This window comes from Shewanella aestuarii, assembly GCF_011765625.1.
Taxonomy (GTDB): domain Bacteria; phylum Pseudomonadota; class Gammaproteobacteria; order Enterobacterales; family Shewanellaceae; genus Shewanella; species Shewanella aestuarii_A.
In genome coordinates, this window is the sequence record NZ_CP050313.1 from 1,977,340 (window position 1) to 2,003,274 (window position 25,935).

Here is a 25,935-nt window from a genome sequence, read left to right on the forward strand (position 1 = left end):
TGTAACATAGTGAAAATATTTACCTAAATATTGGCTATGAACTAAAACAAGCCTGCAAAAATAGTCCAGCAACCTTCATTATTTGCAGATCTCGCTCGTGCTATTCCCAAGCGTGGTTTGCTGATGACCTGCTATATAAAGAGCAAAACAAATTCATTTTTCTCTTTTAAAGCTAGTTAAAAAATATCTTTAAACCATTGCATAACCGCACCGATTGTTACCATTGCTTTAAGCTTAAACAAGGCCATGCTATCACCTGACTCAAGTGCAGGCTCTCCACAACGAGGATCAGATCGCTGCAACGCACCAGTCATACTGTGATCGATAGGGATTGGTTCGCAACCATGATCGGATTCGCACACAAAGTCCCATTTGTCTCTTGCTGGAAGATGACATGCGAAGCAGTTTCCACCAAAACGATTGTTCACATCAGTAAAGCCTCGTTTGGCAATAGTTGAACCTTGTTCATCAACTTCTAATTCAAAAAATTCCCAATCACCGGTTGCTGGCGACGTTCCGGGTTCACGTTTCACCATGACTTCCGTTGGTACTAGCTGAATCACTGTACCAGTTGGGTATTTAGCACCTTCAGGTGCATTTGCCACGGCAAGTGTGCCATCAAGATTGCCTAATAAGTTATCAACATAAAAATGGCGAACCGGTGTCATGTCTCTAATACAGCTAAAGCTTTGCTGATCTATAACAACCGCTGTATTTTCACTTGCTTGAACTGTTTGGCTTAAAACCGCTGCTGATGTGATAGATAACAGCATTAAACTCGCTGTTGCTGTGGTAAATAATGTTGCACGTATAGTCATGTTAAAATCCATTTCACCTTCCCCATAGCTAATAATACAGGTTAACTATGGGGCATTATGGTCATTAAAATACTAAAACCATTTAATTTAAAAGCTTATAACTTAACTATAAGCTTGCCTTTGTTTTCACCAGTAAAGAAAAGATTCAAACCTGTCATGGCAGACTCAAGTCCTTCTAGCACGTGGGCACGGTGCTTTATCTGGCCTTTCATCACATAAGGAGTTAACTTTTCTAGTAGTTTTGGCACATCACCAAAGTGATCTGGCATAGTAAAGCCTTGAATGGTTAAACGCTTTTTAATCACTTGGATCCAATTAGGGCCAAGATCCGGTACCTCTTTGGCGTAATCAGCAATCATGCCGCACACGACAATGCGACCGTGGGCGTTCATACGAGCAAAAACATGGTGTTGAATCGGTCCACCTGTATTTTCGAAGTAAACATCAACACCATTAGGCGTAAGTTCTGCCAGTTTTGCTGCAATATCATCCTTCTTATAGTTGATCGCACCATCAAACCCTAACTCGTTCACAATCCAATCTGCTTTTTCATCACTCCCCACAACACCGATAACGGTTAAACCATCCGCTTTAGCTAATTGGCCAACAATCGAGCCAACAGAACCCGCTGCGCCAGATACAACAATGGTTTCACCTTTTTGCGGTTTGCCCACACCATATAACCCTTGCGTTGCAGTTAAACCTGGTAAGGCAAATACTGATAACACGGCTTCATCAGGCAGCGGCGCTGTCACCTTATTGAGGCCTTGACCATTACTCAAAAAGTATTCTTGCCAACCCATTAATCCCATTACCCGATCGCCAACTTTGTAATCAGGATGATTACTTTCAACAATTTCACCGATACCAGAACTGCGCATCACCTCGCCTAGCGCAACGGGTGGAATATAGCTCTCAGTATCAGGACTCATCCAACCAAACATCGCAGGATCAAGTGACATGTGATTTTGCTTCACTAAAAACTGCCCTTGGCCAACCGTTGGCATTTGTTTTTGAACAACTTCAAAAATATCTGGGCCGATTGGACCTGCTTTTGGTCGAGCGATTAAGTTGATTGCTTTAAATGTGGTCATTTTTATTCTCTTTTACTGTTTGTGTTAAGGTCGGGGGTTAAAAATAATTATTCTATTGTCGTTCTAGTTCAACATGCTAGTTAAGCAACTGATTTATATTCTTTATTCGTTTAATATCTTGAGTCTGATAAAACTGTTTAAACTCATCTGCAAGTATCTGGCTGTCTACAAAAACTTGTTGCCAGTATTGTAAACGTTGCGCGGGGCGCATTTTGGTGAAGTCACTGCGGTCGGGGATTTTTTGATAGGGCAATGTATTAATAAACTGTGCTGAGGGACAAAGTAACACAGTATTGTCATAATGTTGTAGGCGAACTTTACGAGACAAATTTTTATCAAACCAGCCTGCTTTTAAGTTTGAATTAAAATGTGGATACAATACTAACCCATCATTTTGTATTTTAAAATCAAAATGATAATCAATAATTCCACCGTCTCGATACATACCTTCTGGACAATCAGCAATATCTTTTATGCCTTGCATCACCATAGGGATTGAACCTGACGCTAATAACGAGGTTTTAATATTGTTATAGCTAAAATCCTTTATTGAAGTACTGATGTTATCTGGGTCTTGTATAACTAAATCACTGCTTGTAGGTTTAAAAATAAACCGCTCATACTGACCATTGAGTAACGAGCGACTAATGCTGTTTTTAAGCATGCTTAATAATAATCCAATCCCTTGTTGTGCTTTGTTTTCTGAAGCAACTAAGCCATTGCATTTGGCCACGATAAAATGAGCCTTAAACACAGGGTTATTAATGATATCGTCCACACCTGAGTGCCCCAATAAATCATCAAGTAATTCGATAGCTTTAGTGGTTATTTCTTGAGGTGAAGGTTTATCTGAGTAGACGGTTTCACTGTAACTTTTTGCAAGTCTTTCAATGGCAGCAACTGGATCTTGCTGGGCAAAACAGGCAGCACGAAATGCGCCTGCACTTGAACCAATTAGGTTTAAAGGCACCTGCCTACCTTTAAAAAAATCACCAAAAATATACTTATCTAAGCCTAATAAAGTGAACCATTTAGGCCCTCCACTAGCCCCAAGAAAAGAGGTGAAAAGATCAGGGGAAAAGCCTTTTTCCCCTATGGTCTTCAAGGCGGTGTCGCCAGCATATATTTCTAACATAGTGCTCTTTTTTGTTACGTCTAAAACTTAGCCAATACACTGTTCTTATTGTCGTAGTTCTTTTCGTAATACTTTACCCACGTTACTTTTTGGTAACTCTGCCATAAATTCAATAATTTTTGGACGTTTATAGTTAGTTAAGTGTTTATTACAATGTTCAAAAATATCTTGCTCGGTTAAGTCTGGATTTTTTCTAACGATAAAAACTTTAACCCTTTATCCTGTAGCATCACACGAAACTCCAACCGCAGCCGCTTCGAGTACGCCCTCATGCATAACGAGTACTTCTTCAATTTCATTGGGAAATACATTAAAGCCTGACACATTAATCATATCTTTTAAGCGATCAACAATTTTAAAAAAGCCGTTCTCATCCATTGTGGCAATATCACCTGTCGCTAACCAGCCGTCTTTTAATACCGCGGCTGTCGCTTGAGGTTGTTTGTAATAGCCCTTCATTACTTGTGGGCCTTTTACCCACATTTCTCCTGGCTCGCCAATGGCAACTTCTTCGCCATCTGCGCCAAGTAACTTATGAACAATTCATATTTATAAAACTTCAAATAAGCCAGCAGCACCTTGACCACCACCTATACACATACTGATGACAACATACTTCACACCCCGTCGTTTGCCTTCGATTAATGCGTGCATCACCATACGGGCACCACTCATACCATAAGGATGACCAATTGAAATAGCTCCGCCATTGACGTTAAGGCGTTCTTCAGGAATACCCAGATATTGTGCGCAATAGATGACTTGCACAGCAAACGCTTCATTTATTTCCCATAATCCAATATCGGCCATGGTTAAACCATGTCGCTCAAGCAACTTGGGAATGGCATAAATAGGGCCAATGCCCATTTCATCAGGTTCACACCCCGCAACGACCATGCCACGATAAGCCCCAAGTGGTGTCAATCCTCGTTGCTTGGCCAGTTCATGCTCCATAACGACAACAGCGGCTGCGCCATCAGACAATTGCGACGCATTACCACCAGTAATGGTGCCATTGTCTTTCACCGCTTTTAAAGCCGACAAGCCTTCAAGCGTTGTCGAGGGGCGATTGCCTTCATCTTGAGAAAGTGTGACTTGTTGCTGGTTGATATCCCCCGTGATTTTATCCATAACCAGCTTGGTGCAGCTAACAGGCACAATTTCATCATCAAACTTGCCTTGAGCTTGTGCCGCTGCGGTACGTTGTTGCGACATTAATGCATAAGCATCTTGTGTTTCGCGAGATATGTTGTAGCGATCGGCCACCACTTCTGCGGTATCAAGCATCGGCATGTAAATCGCGGGGCGATAGGCTTTAACACTTGGGTCAACCGCGCGGTGCATATTCATTTTATCGTTTTGCACTAAACTGATTGAGTCACATCCGCCTGCCACTATGACTTTGGCTTCATCACAAATAATTTGGTTTGCGGCAATGGCGATGGACATCAATCCGGACGAACATTGTCGATCAACTGTCATACCGGGCACTGAAACCGGTAACTTTGCCGCCATTGCAACCTGGCGGCCAAAGTTCATCCCTTGATTACCCTGTGTTAATGCTACACCAAATATACAATCATCAATTTCTGAGGGGGCAACGCCCGCTCTTGCAATGGCGGCGTTGACAGCAACGGCAGATAAGGTTGGTGCAGAAAGATCATTAAATGCGCCACGGTAGGCTTTACCGATGGGCGTGCGCGCTGCAGACACAATGACGGCTTCTCTCATAATGTTTCCTTACTTGAGGGTTATTTTTATTATTGGCTAAGTCGTTTAGTTTGAGGATTATTGTTGTAATGACTTCCTATACGCCATGGCTTTAAGTACAAATTTTTCACCTTGCTGTGCACCTGAAGTTAAAGCCCTTTGATTATCAGTGTTAGTAATTTGTGGCCACAATTCTCTGACGGTTTCTGGATTTTGTGATCCTTGAGGAATAAAACAACCGTCGGTTTCAAATATCGTTGCACTGGAATAACCACCTGCGCCAGCACATAGAATAAAGCGATTAGGGGCATGTTCATCACACAAGGTTAATAAACCTGCTGTGACTGCTTCTGGGGCAAAAGCCTTGACTATCTCTTCAGGCATTAGATCTTCAGTCATCCGCGTTCCAGCGGTAGGCGCAAGTGCATTAACTAAAATGTTGTTCTTTGCACCTTCAAGTACCAAAGTATTCATTAAACCCAGGACTGCCATTTTAGCTGCGCCGTAATTTGATTGACCAAAATTTCCATACATACCACTGGAAGAAGTTGTCATGACAATGCGGCCATAATTTTGCGCTTTCATGATTTCCCATACTGCTTTAGTACAATTTACTGTCCCCATTACATGGACATCCATCACTAACTTAAAGTCATCTAAAGACATTTTTGAAAACGATTTATCACGCAAAATCCCAGCATTATTGATTAAAATGTCAATTCGGCCCCACTTGTCCATGGTTTGTTGCACCATGTCTTGTACTTCGTCAAAGTTCGCTACATTGGCACCATGACTAATTGCTTCACCGCCCATATCTTCAATCAATTTAACCACTTCTTGGGAAGCTGCAGATGAGGCACCGCTACCATCTCGTGCACCACCTAAGTCGTTAACCACTACCTTAGCGCCTCGTCTGGCTAACTCCAGCGCATGTGAACGTCCTAGACCATTTCCTGCACCAGTAACAATGGCGACTCTTCCTTCAAAACTGATTGTCATAATAAACCTCTTAATTATTGTTATTCTTTATTTACATATACTTACAAACAAACCCGAGCGTCATGCCCTATTATTTAACCATTTGTACCGAAATCCACTCGGCAACCAAGGCTGGCGTTTCACCATTTTCAATTTCTATTGTCACTTCGGTTGATAATCTAAATTGACCTGGTTTTTTTTCTTCAATGGATAATATTTTGGCATGGGCACGAATGCGACTGTTGACGGTGACAGGTTGTAAAAAACGGACTTTATCAAAACCAGCATTGAGCCCCATATAAAAGCCATCGATTAACACACTGAATTGCTCTGCAAAATGCGACAGCATAGATAATGATAAAAATCCATGCGCAATTGTGCTGCCAAATGGGGTTGCTTTTGCTTTTTGTTCATCAACATGAATAAATTGATGATCGAGGGTGCAATCTGCAAACTGATTGATTTGTTGTTGATTGATTTGAAACCATTCTGTTGGCTGAGCTTGAAAACCTACATAGTCAGCAATGTCATTTCTATTGATTATTGTCGGCATTATTCCTTTTCCTTTTGTCATAATACGGGTCGAACTATGGTTAAAATTTAACAAGTTTTTATCATGCTAATCGCCACAACTTAATAAAACAAATGAATAGTTTTGATATCATGATATAACTACATTGAATACAGAAGGTTTAGGTAAGAAGTGTTTTTTTGGCTTTCAAGATAGTTTTAATATTGTTTAGTCATTGATTAATATCAATAAAAAAGCATCACTTATAATAAGTAATGCTTTTTAGGGCATCTCCATGAATGAGATTAATAAAAGCAGCAGCTATTAACCGTCTTTTTAAAACCAATCAGCTTGCATATCATAACTGGTACTGTCAGTGCTGGTAACCAGTTTGGCCCAAAGTGAGATTTTAGGTAATTCATAACGATAAAAATACTGCGCCGCCTGTAATTTACCTTTATAAAACAATTCATCCTCTTTATGCGGCCCCTGAGCTAATGCTCTAGTCACCACAATACTTTGTTTAAGCCATAGCCAGGCTATGATGACATGTCCGAATAGCTCTAAATATTTAACTGAATTAGCTAAAGCCAAATCTATATTGTTTGTTGCCATGGCTGTTAAGGCGGCATCGGTAGTTTTCTTTAGGGTTGCAATTGCCTCGGTTAACTGGGTTGAATATTCTTGTAAACTTTCATATTGCAAAGCCTGCTCGATGGTTTTAGCCATCTCATCTAATGTTGCTTGATAGCCCTTCATTTGATTCATCGGGACTTTACGCGTCAGTAAATCTAATGACTGTATGCCTGTGGTGCCCTCATGAATCGGATTTAGGCGGTTATCACGGTAGAACATTTCAACGGGATGTTCATTGATATAACCATGGCCACCTAATACCTGTATGGCATAAGAGTTTGCTTTAGGGCCATATTCGGATGGCCAAGTTTTAATAATAGGGGTAAGAAAATCAAGCAAGGTATGAGCATACTGTCGTTGTTCAGGGGTGTCTGCTGTACGTTCATCATCACTTAACTGTGTACCATATAAGACCAACGACATTGCGCCTTCAGCTATGGCTTTTTGAGCTAATAACATGCGTTTGACATCAGCATGCTCAATAATATTTACCATGGGTGACAAAGGATCTTTACAGGATGGTAAACGTCCTTGAGGGCGATTTTTAGCATAGTCCACTGAATACTGATAACCGGCAACGGCTAACACAGCACCACTGGTACCCACCATGATGCGGGCCTCGTTCATCATATGGAACATGTATTTTAAACCGCAATTTTCTTCACCGACTAAATAGCCGACAGAACCGTTTTTTTCACCAAAACTTAGCGCCGTGGACGTTTGAGCTCGACCGCCCATTTTATGAAATAATCCTGCCAAGGCGACTTCATTATCTTCACCAATAGAGCCATCTTCATTTAATAAAAATTTGGGTACAACAAAAAGCGAAATACCTTTTACCCCTCGCGGTGCGCCTTGGAGACGAGCAAGCACCAAATGGACAATATTTTCACTGAGGTTATGATCACCACCTGAAATGAAAATTTTATTTCCTTTAATACGGTAAGTTCCATCTTCAGCCTTCACAGCTTTTGTCGTTAAGTCAGCTAAACCAGAACCGCTTCCCGGTTCAGTCATTGCCATCGTGCCCATAAACCGCCCTTCTCGCATTGGTTTCACCCAAGTATCGATCAGTTGTTGGCTACCATGCGCTTCGAGTAAATTGGCGTTTGCTGTGGTGAGCATGTTGTAACCCATTCCCACGCCCCCAGCGACACTTAAATAAGCATTGGCCGCGCTGGCAATAATAGGTGGTAATTGCATACCGCCAACATCATAATCCGATGTCGCCGAGCCAATACCGGATTCATTAACGGCATCGATAGCAGTTTTTAACTCAGGGATAATATGTACATTTTTGCCATCGAAGGTTGGCTGCTCAATATCAAGTTTTTGACGTATTGGTAGAAAATACTTTTCAGCAATGGTTTTTGCAGTATTGATAACTTCATTAAATGTTTGCCGATCATGATCTTGATAACGCTGGCGATTAATTAATGCTTCGGTATCAAATAATTCATAAAGCATAAACTCAAGATCACGCTGGTTCATTAACGTTGCTGGCATCAAAAATCTCTCTCTTATCATAAAGTTGCTTCAACTGAGTTAAAGCAACTAGTCGCTAATTGATGTTACGTTGGGTTAAAAGGCTGAAACACCACCATCAACCGCAATACATTGCCCTGTCATGTACGTATTGGCTGGTGACAACATCATCAACATCACAGCCACAATTTCTTTAGGTTCACCTAGACGCTTCATTGGTGCTCCTTGACCCATTTTTTGCTGTAATTCATCATCTGCAAAATTGGTTACCATTGGCGTAAGAGTAAAGAATGGGCAAATAGCATTGACACGTATATTAGCCTTACCATATTCAACCGCAGCAGTTTTAGTGAGACCAATGACCGCATGTTTGGCCATTGAATAAGCACTCGCTCTTGCCGCACCACCGATACCAGCCATTGAACTGACATTCAGGATGGCACCTTCGCCTTGGGTCAGCATTTGTTGAATTTGGTAACGCATGCCAAATTGCACACCTTTTACATTGATTGCAAACTGGTGATCCATGATGGATTCATCGGTCTGATGAAGCGGCATAAACTCATGAGCGATACCTGCATTATTGACGCCAATATCAACTCGGCCAAAAGCTTTAATGGCACTATCAACCATTAATTTACATTGATCATTTTTAGACACATCACATTTCATCGCAATAACGTCTGCACCAGTTGCCGAAATTTCATCAGCAACGCTAAGCACTCCCTTTTCATTGATGTCACTGATGACTAATTTGGCACCTCGTTTAGCTAACTCTTGCGCAAGTAACTTACCAAATCCTTGTGCGGCACCAGTAATAACAGCAACTTTTCCAGTAAAATCTAATAACGGATCCATGAAGGTAATTCCTCTAAGTAACAATACAATTTGGGCAATTAGGCTTGTTGCTTAATTACCTGCAGTGCCATTTGTGCCAACGGCTCAACAAATGAACCCACTTTGTTAGCGTGTTCATTTGAAGCATTTCCTTGACTTGCTCGTTTAGCGACACCTTGGGCAATGGCCGCTAAGCGGAAAAAGCTAAAAGCTAGATAAAAATGCCAGTTATCAATTTTATCGATACCCATTCGTTGACAATACGCAGCCACGTATTCCTCTTCTGTAGGAATACCTAAACTGGCGCGATCTATGTCTTTTAATCCATCAATACTGCCCATTCCAGCAGGCATTCTTAGCTGCATACATTGGTAAGCTAGATCAGCAAACGGATGACCTAAAGTGGATAGCTCCCAATCAAGAATTGCAATAACTTCTGGTTTGTCTTTAGCAAACATCATGTTATCAAGACGAAAATCGCCATGTACAAGACAGCAACGGCCATCATCTTCAGGTAAATTCTCGTCAAGCCATTGACTTAATTGATCCATCGCAGCAATTTCACGCATTTCTGACAAACGGTATTGCGATGTCCAACGTCCAAGTTGTCGGGCAAAATAATTGCCTGCTTTACCATAATCAGCTAAACCCACACTAGTGACATCAACACTATGTAAGGCGACTAATGCTTTATTCATGGCATCATACATAGCGCTGCGTTGCTCATTGGTTGCAATTTCAGGCAAGGAAGCACTCCAGTACACTTTGCCATCACAAAACTCCATAAGGTAAAACATCGACCCTAAAATACTGGTGTCTTCACACAAGTGGTAAACTTTAGCTACTGGTACATCGGTATGCTGTAGTGCGTTAATGACTTGATATTCTCTATCAACCGCATGGGCTGATTTGAGTAATTTTCCAGAAGGTTGTTTACGTAAAACATAGTTACCGGATTGGGCAGAAACTTTATAAGTTGGATTAGACTGGCCTCCGGGAAATTTATCCAGGATTATAGGCCCATTAAATCCTTCAACATGTTGTTCTAGGTATGCTGTAAGTTGATCGATATTTATTTCAGAAACTTGTGACATCTAGGAATACTCTTCATTACGACTCTGTTTAAAATGAAATCTTGAAACTTGCCATTTAGCGAAGCCCTTTGGCAAAAGGTGTGGCAATTAGCCAGCTACTTTTTTCACTAAATCTCGACCAAGCTGCATCATATGTACTTGATCAGGACCGTCAGCTAGGCGCAAAGAACGCTGTGCAGCCCAAGCATGAGCTAAAAAGGTATCTTGGCCTACACCTGCTGCACCATGGCATTGAATGGCTCTATCGATAACATCTAGTGCCATGCTTGGTGCAACAATCTTAATCATTGCAATGAGATCTTTGGCGGCTTTATTACCTTCAGTGTCCATTTTCTGTGCTGCTTTTAATGTCATTAAGCGAGCTTGCTCAATCTGACACGCTGATTTAGCAATATCTTCACGAATAGATTGTTGTTTGATCATAGGTTGGCCAAATACGATTCGCTCACTCACACGCTTACACATTAAATCTAATGCACGTTGGGCAGCACCAATCGAGCGCATACAGTGATGTATACGGCCTGGGCCTAAACGTCCTTGCGCAATTTCAAAACCTTTGCCTTCACCCATAATAATGTTGTCAACCGGAACACGTACATTGTCAAAAACTACTTCGGCATGGCCTTCAGGAGCATCATCATATCCAAACACTTTCATAGGTCTAACAACTGTGACACCGGGGGTTTTCATTGGGACAAGTACTTGTGACTGCTGAATATATCGATTGCTGTTTTCAGGATCAGTCTTACCCATGACAATCATAATTTCACATTGTTTGCGGCAGGCGCCACTAATATAAAATTTGCGACCATTGATGACGTATTCATCGCCATCGCGGACAATACTCAATTCAATATTAGTTGCATCACTTGAGGCAACATCTGGCTCAGTCATTGCAAAAGCTGAGCGAATATTGCCTTCTAATAATGGCTCGAGCCATTGTTTTTTTTGTGTTTCATTACCATATTTTGCAAGCACTTCCATGTTGCCAGTATCAGGTGCTGCACAGTTAAATACTTCAGGAGCCCATAATACTTTTCCCATGATTTCAGCTAGTGGTGCATATTCTAAATTTGTCAGCCCTGCACTGTATTTACCGTAACTAAGTGGTAGAAATAAGTTCCATAAACCTTGCGCCTTAGCTTTGGCTTTTAGATCTTCCATTAATGGTGGTGTTGACCAAGGATCTAGTTCGACTTGTTTGTGCATTTCAGCTTCTACGGGATAAACATATAAGTCCATAAACTCAGTAACACGGGCAATTAAGTCCTTCACTTTGTCGCTATATTCAAAATTCATTATATTTACCTTTTTATTGTTATATTTGCTTAGTAATGACACGCTAAAACATTGAGATTACATGTTAACTTAATGACATTAATGACTTTTTGTTAAATGGCTTAATATCGCTAATCGCGTTATGTTTGATTTTATTAACCCATTGCGGATCAACTAATAACGCGCGACCAATACCGACTAGATCAAACTCATCATTGTTTAACCGTACCAGTAGTTCATCAATACCTGTTGGATTTGAAGTGCCGGACAAATCTGCATTTCCTTCACCGATAAAATCTGAATCTAAACCCACATTACCGACAGTAATGACAGGTTTATTAGTCAGCTTTTTCGTCCAACCCGCCAAGTTCAAATCTGAACCTTCAAATTCTGGCACCCAAAAACGACGGGTACTGGCATGAAAAATATCAACTCCGGCATCACTTAATAGGGATAAAAATTGTGCTAACTCGTCAGGCGTCTCACAAAGCTTTGCGGAATAGTCTTGTTGTTTCCATTGAGAAAATCTGAAAATGATGGTGAAGTCTTCTCCTACCGCTGCACGAATGGCTTGTACAATTTCTACCCCAAAACGGGTGCGGTTTTCAAGGGAGCCACCATATTGATCATCACGTTGATTAGTGCCTTGCCAGAAAAATTGATCGACTAAATACCCATGGGCTCCATGCACTTCAATGGCATCAAAGCCTATGTTTTTCGCATCCAGTGCGGCTTGGGCAAAAGCGGCAATCACTTCATTGATATCATCTTGACTCATGGCCACCCCATTGGGTGCGCCAGGTTTATAAAGACCAGATGGGCTATAGGCAGGTGCACTCTTATTAGGGCCAATGCCAGATTTTCTAACCGATCCCACATGCCAGAGTTGTGGCGCGATTTTGCCTCCGGCACTATGAACTTCATCAACCACTTTTTTCCAGCCGGCTAGTGCTTGCTCGCCATAAATAGCGGGGACATTTTCATAGCCATTTGCACCTTCATGACCAACGAAAGTGCCTTCGGTAATAATTAAACCGACTTCACCCTCTGCTCTACGGCGATAATAAGCAGCAACCTCATCATTGGGCGCATAGTTAGGTGAAAAGGCACGAGTCATTGGCGCCATTACGGTTTTATTTTTTAACGACAATTTACCTAACGAAAAAGGCTCAAATAATTTATTGATATTAGTATTTTTGCTACTACTCATTTCTGTTCCCTGATCTGTTCTTATCATGAATATATGTAAACTTTTGAGCTGACAATATGGTTGGGATTGTTAGTTCAACCGATTAAATACCCGCCATCAACATTGATGGCGGCACCAGTGGTGTAACTAGATGCATTGGACGCGAGATACAAAACAGTACCGGCCATTTCATCAGGATGTGCCACCCGTTTCATAGGTACATGGTGCATCATTTGTTTTAACACAACTGGATTATCGACTAATGCGGATGCAAATTTGGTGTCTGTACCACCCGGGAGTAAGGCATTAACGCGTATATTGAACGGCGCACATTCTTTTGCGAAAGCTTGCGTCATCGAAATAACCGCTGCTTTAGTAATGGAATAAATCCCCTGCATATCACCTGGTATAACACCATTTACTGACGCAACATTGATGATTGAGCCGCCATCTGTATCACGCATTAATTTAGCGCCTAAACTTGACATGAAAAAGTAACCACGAATGTTCACATCAACGGTTTTTTGAAAGGCGTTTAAATCGGTATCGATAATGTGTCCGTAATAAGGGTTAGCGGCTGCATTATTAACCAGAATATCGAGTTTGCCATGCTGCTCTTTTATTGCGGCAAAAATCGACTCAATCTGTTGCATGTCACCAATATGGCATGCAATCGCTTGCGCACTTCCCCCAGCTTGAACAATTTTGTCCACAACAGTCTGGCATCCATCAATTTTACGACTTGATACAATTACATGAGCGCCATACTGAGCGAGCAAAATAGCGATACTTTCACCAATACAACGGCTTGCGCCTGTTACAAGTGCAATTTTTCCAGTTAAATCAAATAAATTTGTATTGCCCATGTTAAATCCCTTTTTATTAATGTTTATCCCAAATGATCGATTAACTCATCATCTAAAGGTCACCCAGTCATCGCCGGCCTGTTCTAAATGACCATAATTATTCAAATAATCAACGCTTAACATATTTTCTGAAAACAATAATTTAGTAACACTGGTATTTCTTATTTGCTGTTTTATTGCTAAAGCTTGCTCATCATTTAACTGTAAAATATGTTGCACTATGACAGAAATAGTTCCTGCTGATGTGAACACCAAAATGTCTTTAGATTGCGGGTTTGATAAAGCTTCTGTCTTAAACTGACGCTTTTTGGCTAACTCCTGATCAATAATATTTTGCAATGCACGAATACAACGCGCTTTGAATTGCAACCAAGTTTCTTGATAATCTCTACTATTGTCAGTAAATATCCAGCGATGAAGAGCCTGTGCAAATTCTTTTTGAATAATTTTTTGGGGCTCAGCCAGTTTATTGATCTCTTCACTCATCTTGGCAAAATTCTGCCATTCAGCTTTGTACTTTTTCAGGATCTCAACATGATCAAATTCATTAAAGCCAGAATGGATGATTGTTGGGGCCGCAATCCCATCTAAACCATTGTTAAAACTAGCTAATGTTTGACTATGTCTTAATAAATCACCACAGTAAATTTTGCTTGGTAGAGGCCTAGCACGCCAATATTTACCTAGCAAATTAGCTTGTTGAATGCCCTTTTCAGATAACTGATCATAATCTGCACTACCAAATGAAGCTTGCCCGTGTCGAATTAAATAAATTGCAGCCATGTGAGCACTCATTCCTAAATAATTTTTAATGATCTCTGTTGCGAAAAATAGGCAGTTAATCTTAAATCCGTTGCTAAAGGAGAAATTGGCACTAATATCAATTACTTCAGTACAAATTTATCTTTTTATCACCTAGACCGTCCTATCTAAATCACTTGACTATGCTAGACTCAGCCTCTAAATTGAGCAAATGAATAGTTCTTATACCCTATTATTAATTTAACGAATATTATTGTTTGCAGTTATGGTTAAGTTGCTTATTGATTAATTAGCTAAAAGCAATGGAGTATGTATGAAAATTGATTTAAATTTATTTGTGGTTTTCGACGCTATTTATTGTGAAGGTAATATCACTAAAGCGGCATCGGTACTTAATTTATCTCAACCAGCTGTTAGTCACTCTTTAGGTAAATTGCGCGCCTATTTCGATGACGCTTTGTTCATCCGTCAAGGCAATGAAATGCGGCCAACGCCTGTTGCAAAAAATGTAATTGCTGATGTGCGGGAAGCTTTGCATCAATTACAAGTTTGTTTAGTTCAATCAAGACAGTTTGAACCACTCACCTCAAGAAAAAACTTTTCAATGTCATTACATGGTTCTTTAGAGCCTTATTACCTACCAATATTGCAAGAGAGTTTAGCTAAAGAAGCGCCTGCAATTCATTTACGCAGTATCAAACGCGTTAGACGTACAGAGTTGGAGAATAAGCTTGCTAGTGGAGATATCGACTTTGCCATTGATGCCTTGATACCTGTAAGTGAAAACATCTTACATACCCAACTTCAACGTGACGAGCTAGTCGTTGTTAGCCGTAAAAATCATCCAGAAATCTCTGACCAATTGAATTTAGATACATACCTCAAACTTGATCACGTACTCGTCTCTTCGCGCTCTACAGGTCCTGGCGTTGAAGATTTTGAGCTGTCGCGAATTGGCCTTCATCGCAATATTTCTTTACGATGCCAACATGCGCTATCAGCTTGTCGTGTAGTGATGAATAGCAATATGTTACTCACACTGCATAAAACTGCCGCAGAGATGTACAGCAGTATGCTAGATATCAATATTTACCCACTACCTGTTGAGTTACCGAGTATCGATGTGCATTTATATTGGCATGTTAATGTCGACAAAGAACCTGCTAATAAATGGCTTCGTAACAAGATGATTATGGCCGCATTGAATACTAAAACGCAGCAGTATAAATAAAGTGCAGATTGTTAGTGATTAAATACATACTAGCTATGATGCAGATGAACAAAAGTATGTTGGCGTGAATATATTTGATTGATAACTAAAAATAAGACCAAGTCAGTTTGTATTTATAGTCAAAACAAGAAGCCAACCAGTGCATACACCTGTTAATAAAGGGAATTTAGAGTCAATACCGACATAGCTAATGAATGAAATAAATTATAATGAAGTTTTAAAAATAGATTAGTACAACTTATTAAAGCGTTTTCTATGAGTGTTAATCAGATTTAATGGATTCAAGAGATTCAAATTCACCTATCGGCATGGGTTTACCAAAATAGTAACCCTGGTAGCAAAAACAACCATGTTCTGCCAGATATTCTTTTTGCTGAAGTGTTTCTACCCCTTCAGCAATCACATTAAGGCTTAAAGCCTTAGCCATTAAAATGATTGTTTCGACAATCGATTTGTCATTAGCGTCTTTTTCCAAATCACTCACAAAAGAGCGATCAATTTTTAATTGACTCAAAGGTAAACGCTTTAAATATTGCAGCGAAGAGTAACCTGTTCCGAAATCATCTAAAGAAATTTGTACACCTTGAGATTGCAATTGTTGCATAGATAAAATAATAAACTCCATTTTGTCGACTAACATAGACTCGGTGAGTTCTATTTTAAGTTTTCCCTGTTCAAGCTGATATTCATTGAGTAAATGAGTAACTTGGCTAACAAATTCAACCTGGCGAAATTGTTTATAACTTACATTGACTGAAAGCGTTAGATGGGCTGTTTGAGAATTTTTTTGCCATTGTTGCAATTGTTTACAAGCGGTTTCTAATACCCAATGACCAATAGGAAGTATGAGACCGGTTTCTTCGGCAATAGGAATAAATAAATCAGGAGAAATCATTCCTTGCTTGGGATGATGCCAACGAATTAGGGCCTCAGCGCCAATAACACAATTCTTGTTATCTACCTGAGGTTGATAGAATAATTCAAATTGATGTTCTTTTATCCCTATACGTAAATCTCTTTCAAGCCCTATTCGGAGGTTAATCTTATTTTGCATTTCAGGATCATAAAAACAGGCTGAATTTTTACCCGATTTTTTTGCCTGATACATGGCAATATCAGCCTGCCTCATCAACTTAGACGCTGATATTTGACTGCCATTAAACATCATAATGCCAATACTAGCACTGCTATCAAATTGCTGGGTTAGTATTTCATAAGGTGCTGATAAGGATAATAATATTTTATGGGTAATCTGTTTAGATATGGCTGCTGCTTTAAGCTCGGTTTTATCTAACTCGGATAATACGACTACAAATTCATCTCCGCCAAAACGAGCAATAGTATCGCCTTTACGAATGCATTGCTGAATACGAATCGCTGCTTGTTGAAGCAATATGTCGCCATACTCATGGCCACGGCTGTCATTAATAGTTTTAAAATCATCGAGATCGATAAACAGTAAGGCATAGAAATCTTTATTGCGCTCACTTAATGCAATCGCTTGATTCAGCCTATCAAATAGTAACTGTCGATTAGGTAAAGACGTTAACGGATCGAAGTAAGCAAGTTGGCTTACTTTCGCTTCATTCTCTTTTCGGACACTGATATCTTGAATAAATCCTGAAATTTTTAACGGGCTACCGTCATTGCCATAAATGAGTTTTCCGCGGCATTCTATCCAACGCGTTTGCCCATCTTTGGGTCTGACGATTGGATATTCAACATGATGCTCCTCACCTGTTGCAAAGCAATGTTGTAATGAATTATAAAAAGCTTGCTGATAATCCTCATCCATTATCTTACAAAGTGTTTCTGGTCCAGCCTCAGTATCAGGCTCTAGTCCAAAGATGCGATACATTTGCACAGACCAATCAGCCGTTTTGCCATTATAAGGGAAAGACCACCGTCCAATTTGTGCATAATCCATCGCATCTTGTAAATGCTGATCGATCTCAATCAGTTTTTCGAGTGTTTGATTACCTGTTTTGATTTCACGCATTAATCTAATGGTGTTTTCAGACAAGCTTTTGTAAGCCGCTAAAATCACATTAATGGTTTCTTTAGATGCCTTTACCATTTTATCATCGGCTACAATACTTGCTTGCTCTAAATTCATTCCTGATTTGATGGCGAACACTAACAGAGCCATATATTTATCGCTTTCTAATATATGAGACGCCAACCAACTGGCTAAAAATGATAGTAGTTTTTCTAGCCAGACATCTTCCGGCAAATGATTAATATCTTGTTTTAAATCATTAACCTGATTAACGAAACTTGCATGACCCTTTTTATGTTGCTCAGTATGGACGCTCGCTGGCAGCATCTCATTCCAATACTTTTCTTCGGTTTCAAAATGGTAAACTGCATAATTCACTAACTCAGTAATCAACTTGTCTAAATTAATATCAGCCCGTTGAAAGGCAATACAACTAGCAACCTCATTGAGCAAGCGAACAAGAACCTCATGCTGTTGATCGATTTCACTCACACCTACATTAAAGCTGTCATTCCAAGGAAATATATCTACATAAGTCTCTGTCATTGCGTTATATCCATATAATTAACAAGTGAACTTGAATTTGCCGAGCCTGAATAAATCAAACAACATCACGGGGAAAACTTGCTTCATAAAATCAATTACTTAAATGTCAAAACAGTTAAGCAAGCATTACTCTTTATTCAATTAACTCTGCTAACAAAGAACATTATCAATACACATTGAAGCCCCCATACAATTGAATATCAGCCTTAAATAAAATTCATAAGATTGCACACAAAGTTAACGAACGGCTAAACAACAATCTACATAATCACTATAATCACTATAGTCACTTTATTCATGGAATGCTTACAATATAAAAAATATTCCATAGTAGCAGATTGTAAGTTGCAGATTTGTCTTCATAAAATTTGTGATACTTTCCCTCATCGGAGTGATACTGCCCATTTTTAAAACAGCATGTTCACAAAGCTATGTCAAGCGTATCAATAAAGAACAAAAAACCTCGTTAAATGAAGATATAACAGATGGGAGAGTACAAAATTTACGTTATACTTTTGCCCTTAATATAAACTCATTTATATGGTGTAAGCTACGCGTTATAAACACCTGTTAATTACTCTGTTTCTGCCACTTATCAAAAAATGAAAAACAATATGAAGCCAATAACAGTTCGAGAGATGCCCGATGCATTTGTCATTTTATTTTTTGTCGTATTATTTGCGGCGCTGACCACGCACATTGTCCCCGCTGGTTTTTTCGAGGTCATGGTCAATCCTGATACCAATAAATCAGAATTAATTGCGGGTAGTTTTCAATTTGCACAAGACTACCAAGGCGTGCCCTTATTTGCTGAGCATGGCAATGTCGGTTTTCTCAATTTCGCATTTGAGGGTATGGTTTCAGGAAGTAAATGGGGCTCATCTATTGGGGTAATGATGTTTATCATTATCACAGGGGGCGCATTTGGCATCATTATGCAAACCAAAGCGGTTGATAATGGAATTTTGACACTTATTGCTAAAACACAAAAACTGGAAATGGCATTTATACCGATTCTTTTTGTGTTGTTTTCTGCTGGTGGCGCAATATTTGGCATGGGTGAAGAAGCCATCGCATTTTGTATTGTACTTTTACCGTTAATGCGGGCGATTGGTTACGACGGCATAGTGACGGTACTGGTAACCTATGTGGCTACCCAAATTGGCTTTGCTGCATCTTGGATGAATCCATTTAGTGTTGCCATTGCCCAAGGCATTGCCGATCTGCCATTGATGTCTGGTTTAGAGTTCAGGGTCGTCATGTGGATAATATTTACCACTGTCGGCATTATCTTTACCATGCGCTATGCATCAAAAGTGAAACATAACCCAAAGCTTTCACCTTGTTTTACCGAACATGATAAACCATTGAAAACGGAAATTAATACTCAGTTCTCTTTAACCGACAGCATTATTTTAATCACCTTTCTATTGGGTATTGTGTGGGTTATTTGGGGGGTGATAGCCAGAGGTTATTACATTCCAGAATTGGCCAGTCAATTTTTTACCTTGGGCTGTGCTATAGGTTTGATTGCTATCATCTGTGGTAGATTGCGTGTTAATGAAGTCGCCAACGCATTTAAAGAGGGGGCAAAAGATTTATTGCCAGCCGCTATGATTGTGGGTATGGCTAAAGGAATTGTCATTGTATTGGGAGGAGATCAAGCTGATACTCCCTCAGTACTGAATACCCTGCTTCATTATACAGGTTTGCTTCTGGGTGACTTACCACAAACGATTTCAGCAATTTGTATGTATTTATTTCAATCCGTATTTAATTTTTTTATCGCTTCGGGTTCAGGGCAAGCCGCATTAACCATGCCTATTATGGCACCACTTTCTGATATTTTGGGCTTACCAAGACAAATTGCTGTGCTCGCTTTCCAATTGGGGGATGGCTTTACTAACATCATCATTCCAACCTCTGCGTCTTTGATCGGCTGTTTAGGTGTAACTAAAGTTGATTGGTTTGTTTGGGCTAAATTTATTTGGCGATTTATGTTGTTACTGGTATCGATTTCAATTGCTTTTATTGTGTTCGCCGTAACCATTAATTTCAGTTAGGTTATCAACATGAAACTGTTTAAAAATGCACAAGTGTATGCCCCCTCACCTTTAGGACGTAAAGACGTACTTATTGGTGGTACTAAGATTATCGGAATAGAAGATTCTATCGAGTTAGATAGCAACAATTTAATTGAAACCATTGATGCTTCGGATCTAATTTTAACTCCTGGTTTTGTTGATTCTTTAGTGCATATCACTGGCGGCGGAGGTGAAGGTGGTTATGCCACCCGCACGCCAGAAATGCATGTGAATGATGCAATTAAAGGCGGCGTCACCACACTGGTTGGCGTGCTTGGCACTGATGCACAAACGCGGAGTCTTGAAAATTTATTAGCTAAAGCATACGCATTAGAAGCGCAAGGTTTATCGGTATTTTGTTACACCGGCTCATACCATTACCCTATGGTGACGATTACCCAATCAATTAAGCATGACATTATGTTAATTGATAAATTCATTGGCGTGGGTGAAGTCGCAATCGCGGATCATCGTAGTTCACAATTGTCGGTACACGAGCTAGCAAGGTTAACCTCTGAGGCAAGGGTTGCAGGCATGCTTGCCGGTAAAGCGGGAATAGTCAGTATTCATGTAGGAGATGAACCCGCTAAGCTAACCTTACTTAATCAAGTAATTGCAGAATCCGATATCCCAATTGCGCAATATTACCCAACTCATATCAATAGAAGTGAGGCGTTATTCAAAGCCGGTGTTGAATTTGCTAAGCGCGGTGGTGTAATTGATTTTACGACTAGCACGACAGCACAAATTATTGCACAAGGTGAAATACCTGCCGCGAAAGCTTTAGCACTGGCACTTAACGCTAATGTACCCATTAGTCAGCTCACCATGAGTTCTGATGGAAATGCCAGTCTGCCGGTTTTTGATAGCAAAGGTAAGTTAGTGAATTTACAAGTCGGAGCAGTTAGTAGCTTACACCTTGCCATGGTGGATGCAGTTAAGTTACATAAGGTGCCTTTAGAGCTGGCTTTAGCGGCAGTGACACAATCTCCGGCAACGATTCTCAATCTTCATCATAAAGGCGTGATAGCTAAAGGCGTAGATGCAGACATTAACTTACTTCACGCTGAAAGCCTAAATATTCATTCAGTTTATGCAAAAGGAAAACATGCTCTTGCTGCTGGGGAAGTGTTATTTAGTACACCATTTTAACGCAGCACATTAACGTTGCGTAAAAATGGTTTTATTTCAAAAATTTAACGCAATTGCGGCCACTGGATTTAGCTAAGTACATTTGTTCATCAGCCCTAGCCAATAACGTGTCAATATCATCTCCCGTTCTAAAAGCAGCAATGCCAATAGACACTGTAATAAGCCCTAAACTTTGCTTCACTTCTTTGCCAATGGTGAGTTGCTTTTCAGCAATACGTTGACGGATCTTTTCTGCAATCGAGACCGCATCGTCCAACTGAGTATTGGGAAGCATAATGATAAATTCCTCGCCACCATAGCGAGCAACAAAGTCATCACCTTTAACAGCATTTTTTAATGCAAGAGCCACATAAGAAAGCACTTTATCACCAATTAGATGACCATAAGTGTCATTAAATTTTTTGAAATGATCGATATCAATCAGCATTAAACAACATTCAACTTGATTATCTTCAAATAACTTGAGTTGGTTATATGCAAAGCTTTCGTACGCTCGGCGGTTATTTAATGAGGTAAGCTCATCAGTCATCGCCACTTTGCTTAAATTGTCCATATCAGCTTTTAGCGAACTTAATTCGTTACCTAAGGTAACTAAATCTTGCTTCATACGATTGTTATCTACAAGCACTTGCTCGACTTCGCTGGCAATGTTCAGCACAATTCTATTTAGCTCTTCAGCGCTCTTGCTTTGTTGCAACTGTTCACCAAACTGAGATAAGTTTTCACCAAATGCACCCGTGCCTTGAGATATTTCTTCAACTTTGTTGAATAAACTTTTGATTAGAATTTGGGTTTCAATTTGTACATTTTCAATAACTTCTGGTGTTCTTTCTTCAATAAAACGGTTATACAAGCCAGTATTGACACTTGCTGAAAAAAACACATTGTTGGCGATTAAACCATCAATTGCCCGCGTTAGGTTTAAGTTAGACTCTGTATAATACTCATACAAAACGGCATAATTTTCAGGGGTAATGGGGATACTAAGCGCTGTCATTCTGGGTACAGCAATGCGGAGGATTTCTGCTGATTTTTCTAAACTTTGACTATGTTGGATCATTTTTCATAACCTTAATTGAGGTCGAACAAACATATACTTATCTGTTTTATGTCATAGTTATCAATAAAAAACAAATGATTACATATAATGGAATATTCAATCTTATAAATTATTTTAGGTATACATTTTTTATAAATTGATAACCCTTTTGCACGTTTCACCCGTTTACAGCAATAGTAAGTTAATTCAAATTTTAGCATTAACAGATTAAACAGAGGTTTTTATGATCAAGACACCCAGTCCTATAACGCTCGCAATTGTATCTATGAGTATAGCGTTTATCGGCGCTGCTGAAGCAATATCTCCCGTAAGTCAGGATGCATTCGATCACATCGCCATTGAAACAAAAGTTTACAGCCATATTAGTGAGAATATGGATTCTGATACTAAGATGTTCCCTAAACCTCAACAGGGTAATAAACAACATATATTGGCCTTACCTAAACTCGAAGATGAATCGAATTACATGATAGAAGTGCAATTTGGTCAGAATCAGATGGTTGATTGCAACCAACATCGATTGATGGGATCCGTTGAACTTAAAACGTTAGATGGTTGGGGATATTCATACTACCAAGTTGATAAGGTGCTAGATGGGAGCAGCACCATGAGAATGTGCACTGAACCCGAAAAAGCTCAATTTGTCATGCTGGGCGAAGGGATCAAAATGGCTTATGACAGCCGCTTGGCTAAAGTTTTTTACTTACCTGAGAATATTGAATTGCGCTATCGAATTTGGCAGGTTAGTAGTGAGTTTCGCTTCAGTGGCCAGCAGTAAAGTATTCTACTAATTAGCAAAATAAGGCTTTATACATTCTGTATTAAGCCTTTTTATAATACTGAGTCGTGAATAATTCACATTAAGCGAGTCGGATCCGCACCACTTGCATCGTTTCAATTTTAAAGCCAGCAACAGTTTGTTCTCGAGGATAGTATGTTAAGTTAACTCTTTTGCCCGTCAAGTTTTGGTATTTCTTGTTTCTTTTGTATTTGAATGGTACATCATACCCTTTGATCATCAATGTTTGTAACATCCACTCACCTTCTTCGCGCTGAGTATGAGAGGCAACAGTTACATCGTGGCTATGAATTAAATTTGAATGCTTTTTAAGTAGTTCGTCACTGTCAGATTTCATTTGATCCCTTTGATATGATTAAGTCGCATATCTCTTTATAGCGCCAATGGCTTAAAATGCCAAAACCGGGTAGTTGCTTAATTTTTAATCTTGTTAAACTTGGCACAACCATACCCATTAAAAACTTTACTTTTGAACCATCGGATATTTGTGCATTTTTTTGTAAGGCAATTTCATCAAGATTGTGTAAAAAGTGTCTTATCTGTTCAGTATCTATGTTTTGTTTAACTAAACTTGAACTCAATTGAGCAGGCCTTCCATCACAGACACTACAATGATAACAAGGATTACGCGCTTGCCGGTCATCAAAATACGCAGAAAGATTATAAGATAGGCACGTTTCAAGCTCAAAGAAACGTATTAAATGAGCTATTCGATTGATTTCTTTGGTTTCTTTATCTTTGAAATATGCAAATAATTTATTTGCTAATTGACTATCTTTTATCAAGTTAACATTAACTTGGTAGGCTTGAGTCATTTTTTTGGTTTCTAACAAAATGTAATCTTTCTCAGCTAAGTATTCTAAAGCAGAAACAACTCGGGCTCGTTGCTCGCCTGTATCTTGTTGTAAACTATCAAAATCTAACTGCCCCCAAATTTTTTTAAACTGGGTGTGAGCAAATATAGAAGATAAAAATGCTGCTCTTTCAGGGTTGAATTTAGCCAATATGGTTTGTTTATCTTGCCGTAGTTGAAATTTAAATTCTGCATAATAAGCAAAACTTGGGCTAATAATACCCATTAACTCTAATTGAACCAACAAGGTCTTCAAGGGTAACTGTTTTATATTACATGCTTTAGACACAGTTAACTCCTGCATCTCCCACTTACCTTGACTATCTGTTTCTTGTGCTATCAAAGTCAATAGCGTGACTATATCATCCTTCTCTGGAGTGTCGGCATAAACAAAGTTTTCAATGGTGTTCAATCCATCCAAATTAGCCAATGTTATGCAAGTAGATGGCAAACCATCACGTCCTGCTCGGCCGATTTCTTGACTGTAATTTTCAATGGATTTGGGTAAATCGTAATGAATAACAAAACGAATATCAGCTTTGTCTATTCCCATACCAAAGGCGATTGTGGCAACAATGACCTTCACTTCATTGGTCATAAAGGCCTGCTGGATTGATTTACGAGTTTCAGAATCCATACCAGCATGATAAGCCGCTGCATTTACTCCCTGTTCAGACAATTGATTAGCCACTTGCTCTGCAGTTTGCTGCAGGGTGACATAGACAATTCCTGCTCCTTGCATACTGGCTATCTTAGCTGTCAAGACGTTGTCTTTTTCTGTAGAACTGATTGGTACAACATCTAAATACAAATTGTTGCGATAAAAACCTGTTTGCACCACGGTATTTAATGAAATCCCAAAACGTGCGCACATATCCTGTTTCACTTTACGAGTGGCTGTCGCAGTTAACAATAATACTTGTGGAATATTGAAAGACTCTCGCAATTGAGGCAGTTTTAAATAATCGGGCCTGAAGTTATGTCCCCATTCAGAAATACAATGCGCTTCATCAACTACTAATAGTGAAATGGTTAAACTGGATAAAAACTGCCTGAAACGTTCATTTTTGAACCGTTCTACCGATACCATTAAAATTTTACAGTGCCCTTGTTTTACCGCCTGCATTGTTGCTTGTGTTTGTTCACGACTTTGACTGGAATCAATACTGGCTGCGGCAATGTTTTTACTGTGTAAAAAAGTAATCTGATCTTGAATTAAGGCTAATAATGGGGAAACAACGACGGTTAGATAAGGCAATTGTAACGCACAGTGTTGATAACATAATGATTTACCAGAACCTGTTGGAAATATTGCCAGCGATGACTCCCCCTTTAAAATGTGACTAATTGCCTCAAATTGTCCAGGTCTAAAGCCCTCAAAACCGAAAAGTTGCTTTAGCTTTTCGCAATGGGTGGTATGAAAATCTCGCGACTCTATCATAGGATTTGGTATCTTTTTAAGTTTTTAACGAAGCTTTACGATCAAGGTACTGATTGATTAATTGGGTTAATTTATCTTCAAATGCCCCCATTAATTGACTATGTTCAGTATGGCAAGCCTGTAAATACTTTATTGCTTTATCAAGAGGTAATACTTTTCCGGCTAGGCTGTATTGAACTTCATCTAAGCTTTTGTCATAGCGCGGGGTTAATCGCCAACGACATACTGATTGATTTAACGATTGCAAGGCTCGCTCCGCAATGTTGCAAAACACTTCAATATGCTCTAATCCATCAGGTCCCAAACATCCTGGTTCAAGTCTGAATAAGATAACTAATTTATCATCAAGATTAGATAATAGATCGGACATATTAACT

22 protein-coding genes and 1 pseudogene are annotated in these 25,935 nt (G+C 39.5%); 4 read left to right on the top strand and 19 right to left on the bottom strand.

Features of this window, described 5'->3' with window-relative positions; translation table 11 throughout:
- Positions 1–176: 176 nt before the first annotated feature.
- The 14 genes and pseudogenes from HBH39_RS08930 to HBH39_RS08995 form a co-directional block, all read right to left on the bottom strand.
- Positions 177–818, bottom strand: coding sequence for a cytochrome P460 family protein (locus tag HBH39_RS08930; protein WP_167677517.1), 642 nt, complete (start codon positions 816–818; stop codon positions 177–179).
- A gap of 95 nt (positions 819–913) precedes the next feature.
- Positions 914–1,912: an NADP-dependent oxidoreductase gene (locus HBH39_RS08935; protein ID WP_167677519.1), complete on the bottom strand. Its 999-nt coding sequence runs from the start codon at positions 1,910–1,912 to the stop codon at positions 914–916.
- A 76-nt stretch (positions 1,913–1,988) separates the two neighbouring features.
- Positions 1,989–3,047, bottom strand: a complete 1,059-nt coding sequence (locus HBH39_RS08940; RefSeq protein WP_167677521.1) for a patatin-like phospholipase family protein — start codon at positions 3,045–3,047, stop codon at positions 1,989–1,991.
- A gap of 45 nt (positions 3,048–3,092) precedes the next feature.
- A pseudogene (locus HBH39_RS08945) lies at positions 3,093–3,581 on the bottom strand (AMP-binding enzyme); the annotation flags it as partial.
- Positions 3,582–3,596: 15 nt separating this feature from the next.
- A complete protein-coding gene (locus HBH39_RS08950) occupies positions 3,597–4,778 on the bottom strand; it encodes an acetyl-CoA C-acyltransferase (RefSeq protein WP_167677523.1) in 1,182 nt (393 codons plus the stop codon).
- A 57-nt stretch (positions 4,779–4,835) separates the two neighbouring features.
- Positions 4,836–5,756, bottom strand: coding sequence for an SDR family NAD(P)-dependent oxidoreductase (locus HBH39_RS08955; protein ID WP_167677525.1), 921 nt, complete (start codon positions 5,754–5,756; stop codon positions 4,836–4,838).
- Positions 5,757–5,826: 70 nt separating this feature from the next.
- Positions 5,827–6,288: a MaoC family dehydratase gene (locus tag HBH39_RS08960; protein ID WP_167677527.1), complete on the bottom strand. Its 462-nt coding sequence runs from the start codon at positions 6,286–6,288 to the stop codon at positions 5,827–5,829.
- 294 nt (positions 6,289–6,582) lie between these two features.
- Positions 6,583–8,388 (bottom strand): acyl-CoA dehydrogenase, encoded by a 1,806-nt coding sequence (locus HBH39_RS08965; protein WP_167677529.1) that lies wholly within the window; start codon positions 8,386–8,388, stop codon positions 6,583–6,585.
- A gap of 75 nt (positions 8,389–8,463) precedes the next feature.
- The gene (locus HBH39_RS08970) at positions 8,464–9,225 is read right to left on the bottom strand and encodes an SDR family NAD(P)-dependent oxidoreductase (RefSeq protein WP_167677531.1); all 762 of its coding nucleotides are present in this window, start codon (positions 9,223–9,225) and stop codon (positions 8,464–8,466) included.
- Positions 9,226–9,263: 38 nt separating this feature from the next.
- On the bottom strand, positions 9,264–10,298 hold the full coding sequence (locus HBH39_RS08975) for a phosphotransferase family protein (protein WP_167677533.1): 1,035 nt from the start codon (positions 10,296–10,298) through the stop codon (positions 9,264–9,266).
- Between the two features lie 87 nt (positions 10,299–10,385).
- Positions 10,386–11,597, bottom strand: coding sequence for an acyl-CoA dehydrogenase family protein (locus tag HBH39_RS08980; protein WP_167677535.1), 1,212 nt, complete (start codon positions 11,595–11,597; stop codon positions 10,386–10,388).
- Positions 11,598–11,661: 64 nt separating this feature from the next.
- The gene (locus tag HBH39_RS08985) at positions 11,662–12,786 is read right to left on the bottom strand and encodes an NADH:flavin oxidoreductase (RefSeq protein ID WP_167677537.1); all 1,125 of its coding nucleotides are present in this window, start codon (positions 12,784–12,786) and stop codon (positions 11,662–11,664) included.
- Between the two features lie 74 nt (positions 12,787–12,860).
- Positions 12,861–13,631, bottom strand: a complete 771-nt coding sequence (locus HBH39_RS08990) for an SDR family oxidoreductase (RefSeq protein WP_167677539.1) — start codon at positions 13,629–13,631, stop codon at positions 12,861–12,863.
- A 48-nt stretch (positions 13,632–13,679) separates the two neighbouring features.
- On the bottom strand, positions 13,680–14,414 hold the full coding sequence (locus tag HBH39_RS08995) for a histidine phosphatase family protein (RefSeq protein WP_167677541.1): 735 nt from the start codon (positions 14,412–14,414) through the stop codon (positions 13,680–13,682).
- Between the two features lie 292 nt (positions 14,415–14,706).
- On the opposite strand from HBH39_RS08995, the gene HBH39_RS09000 reads away from it, so the two are divergent.
- Positions 14,707–15,624: a LysR family transcriptional regulator gene (locus HBH39_RS09000; protein WP_167677543.1), complete on the top strand. Its 918-nt coding sequence runs from the start codon at positions 14,707–14,709 to the stop codon at positions 15,622–15,624.
- A gap of 262 nt (positions 15,625–15,886) precedes the next feature.
- Here HBH39_RS09000 and HBH39_RS09005 read toward each other — a convergent pair whose 3' ends face one another.
- On the bottom strand, positions 15,887–18,169 hold the full coding sequence (locus tag HBH39_RS09005; protein WP_167677545.1) for a bacteriohemerythrin: 2,283 nt from the start codon (positions 18,167–18,169) through the stop codon (positions 15,887–15,889).
- Between the two features lie 614 nt (positions 18,170–18,783).
- On the opposite strand from HBH39_RS09005, the gene yfcC reads away from it, so the two are divergent.
- Positions 18,784–20,232, top strand: a complete 1,449-nt coding sequence (gene yfcC / locus HBH39_RS09010) for a putative basic amino acid antiporter YfcC (protein ID WP_167677547.1) — start codon at positions 18,784–18,786, stop codon at positions 20,230–20,232.
- A gap of 9 nt (positions 20,233–20,241) precedes the next feature.
- Positions 20,242–21,405 (top strand): beta-aspartyl-peptidase, encoded by a 1,164-nt coding sequence (iadA, locus tag HBH39_RS09015; RefSeq protein WP_167677549.1) that lies wholly within the window; start codon positions 20,242–20,244, stop codon positions 21,403–21,405.
- 31 nt (positions 21,406–21,436) lie between these two features.
- Here the strand turns inward: iadA and HBH39_RS09020 are convergent, their stop codons facing one another.
- Positions 21,437–22,465: a GGDEF domain-containing protein gene (locus tag HBH39_RS09020; protein WP_167677551.1), complete on the bottom strand. Its 1,029-nt coding sequence runs from the start codon at positions 22,463–22,465 to the stop codon at positions 21,437–21,439.
- 265 nt (positions 22,466–22,730) lie between these two features.
- On the opposite strand from HBH39_RS09020, the gene eco reads away from it, so the two are divergent.
- Positions 22,731–23,243: a serine protease inhibitor ecotin gene (gene eco, locus HBH39_RS09025; protein ID WP_167677553.1), complete on the top strand. Its 513-nt coding sequence runs from the start codon at positions 22,731–22,733 to the stop codon at positions 23,241–23,243.
- Between the two features lie 82 nt (positions 23,244–23,325).
- Here eco and HBH39_RS09030 read toward each other — a convergent pair whose 3' ends face one another.
- From HBH39_RS09030 to HBH39_RS09040, 3 genes are read right to left on the bottom strand one after another with little or no spacing between them, the layout of a single operon-like run.
- On the bottom strand, positions 23,326–23,601 hold the full coding sequence (locus HBH39_RS09030; RefSeq protein ID WP_167677555.1) for a hypothetical protein: 276 nt from the start codon (positions 23,599–23,601) through the stop codon (positions 23,326–23,328).
- Positions 23,591–25,558, bottom strand: a complete 1,968-nt coding sequence (locus HBH39_RS09035; RefSeq protein ID WP_167677557.1) for a RecQ family ATP-dependent DNA helicase — start codon at positions 25,556–25,558, stop codon at positions 23,591–23,593. Before HBH39_RS09035 ends, HBH39_RS09030 begins: the two co-directional genes overlap by 11 nt.
- 16 nt (positions 25,559–25,574) lie before the next feature.
- Positions 25,575–25,928: a hypothetical protein gene (locus HBH39_RS09040; protein ID WP_167677560.1), complete on the bottom strand. Its 354-nt coding sequence runs from the start codon at positions 25,926–25,928 to the stop codon at positions 25,575–25,577.
- Positions 25,929–25,935: the final 7 nt, after the last annotated feature.

Coding starts and splice junctions, on each gene's coding strand:
- iadA (WP_167677549.1), top strand. CDS start 20,242: ATGAAACTGTTTAAAAATGCACAAGTGTATGCCCCCTCACCTTTAGGA.
- eco (WP_167677553.1), top strand. CDS start 22,731: ATGAGTATAGCGTTTATCGGCGCTGCTGAAGCAATATCTCCCGTAAGT.
- HBH39_RS08930 (WP_167677517.1), bottom strand. CDS start 818: ATGACTATACGTGCAACATTATTTACCACAGCAACAGCGAGTTTAATG.
- HBH39_RS08975 (WP_167677533.1), bottom strand. CDS start 10,298: ATGTCACAAGTTTCTGAAATAAATATCGATCAACTTACAGCATACCTA.
- HBH39_RS08950 (WP_167677523.1), bottom strand. CDS start 4,778: ATGAGAGAAGCCGTCATTGTGTCTGCAGCGCGCACGCCCATCGGTAAA.
- HBH39_RS08935 (WP_167677519.1), bottom strand. CDS start 1,912: ATGACCACATTTAAAGCAATCAACTTAATCGCTCGACCAAAAGCAGGT.
- HBH39_RS08965 (WP_167677529.1), bottom strand. CDS start 8,388: ATGCCAGCAACGTTAATGAACCAGCGTGATCTTGAGTTTATGCTTTAT.
- HBH39_RS09040 (WP_167677560.1), bottom strand. CDS start 25,928: ATGTCCGATCTATTATCTAATCTTGATGATAAATTAGTTATCTTATTC.
- HBH39_RS09020 (WP_167677551.1), bottom strand. CDS start 22,465: ATGATCCAACATAGTCAAAGTTTAGAAAAATCAGCAGAAATCCTCCGC.
- HBH39_RS08940 (WP_167677521.1), bottom strand. CDS start 3,047: ATGTTAGAAATATATGCTGGCGACACCGCCTTGAAGACCATAGGGGAA.
- HBH39_RS08980 (WP_167677535.1), bottom strand. CDS start 11,597: ATGAATTTTGAATATAGCGACAAAGTGAAGGACTTAATTGCCCGTGTT.
- HBH39_RS08970 (WP_167677531.1), bottom strand. CDS start 9,225: ATGGATCCGTTATTAGATTTTACTGGAAAAGTTGCTGTTATTACTGGT.
- HBH39_RS09035 (WP_167677557.1), bottom strand. CDS start 25,558: ATGATAGAGTCGCGAGATTTTCATACCACCCATTGCGAAAAGCTAAAG.
- HBH39_RS08995 (WP_167677541.1), bottom strand. CDS start 14,414: ATGGCTGCAATTTATTTAATTCGACACGGGCAAGCTTCATTTGGTAGT.
- HBH39_RS08960 (WP_167677527.1), bottom strand. CDS start 6,288: ATGCCGACAATAATCAATAGAAATGACATTGCTGACTATGTAGGTTTT.
- yfcC (WP_167677547.1), top strand. CDS start 18,784: ATGAAGCCAATAACAGTTCGAGAGATGCCCGATGCATTTGTCATTTTA.
- HBH39_RS08955 (WP_167677525.1), bottom strand. CDS start 5,756: ATGACAATCAGTTTTGAAGGAAGAGTCGCCATTGTTACTGGTGCAGGA.
- HBH39_RS09000 (WP_167677543.1), top strand. CDS start 14,707: ATGAAAATTGATTTAAATTTATTTGTGGTTTTCGACGCTATTTATTGT.
- HBH39_RS08990 (WP_167677539.1), bottom strand. CDS start 13,631: ATGGGCAATACAAATTTATTTGATTTAACTGGAAAAATTGCACTTGTA.
- HBH39_RS09005 (WP_167677545.1), bottom strand. CDS start 18,169: ATGACAGAGACTTATGTAGATATATTTCCTTGGAATGACAGCTTTAAT.
- HBH39_RS08985 (WP_167677537.1), bottom strand. CDS start 12,786: ATGAGTAGTAGCAAAAATACTAATATCAATAAATTATTTGAGCCTTTT.
- HBH39_RS09030 (WP_167677555.1), bottom strand. CDS start 23,601: ATGAAATCTGACAGTGACGAACTACTTAAAAAGCATTCAAATTTAATT.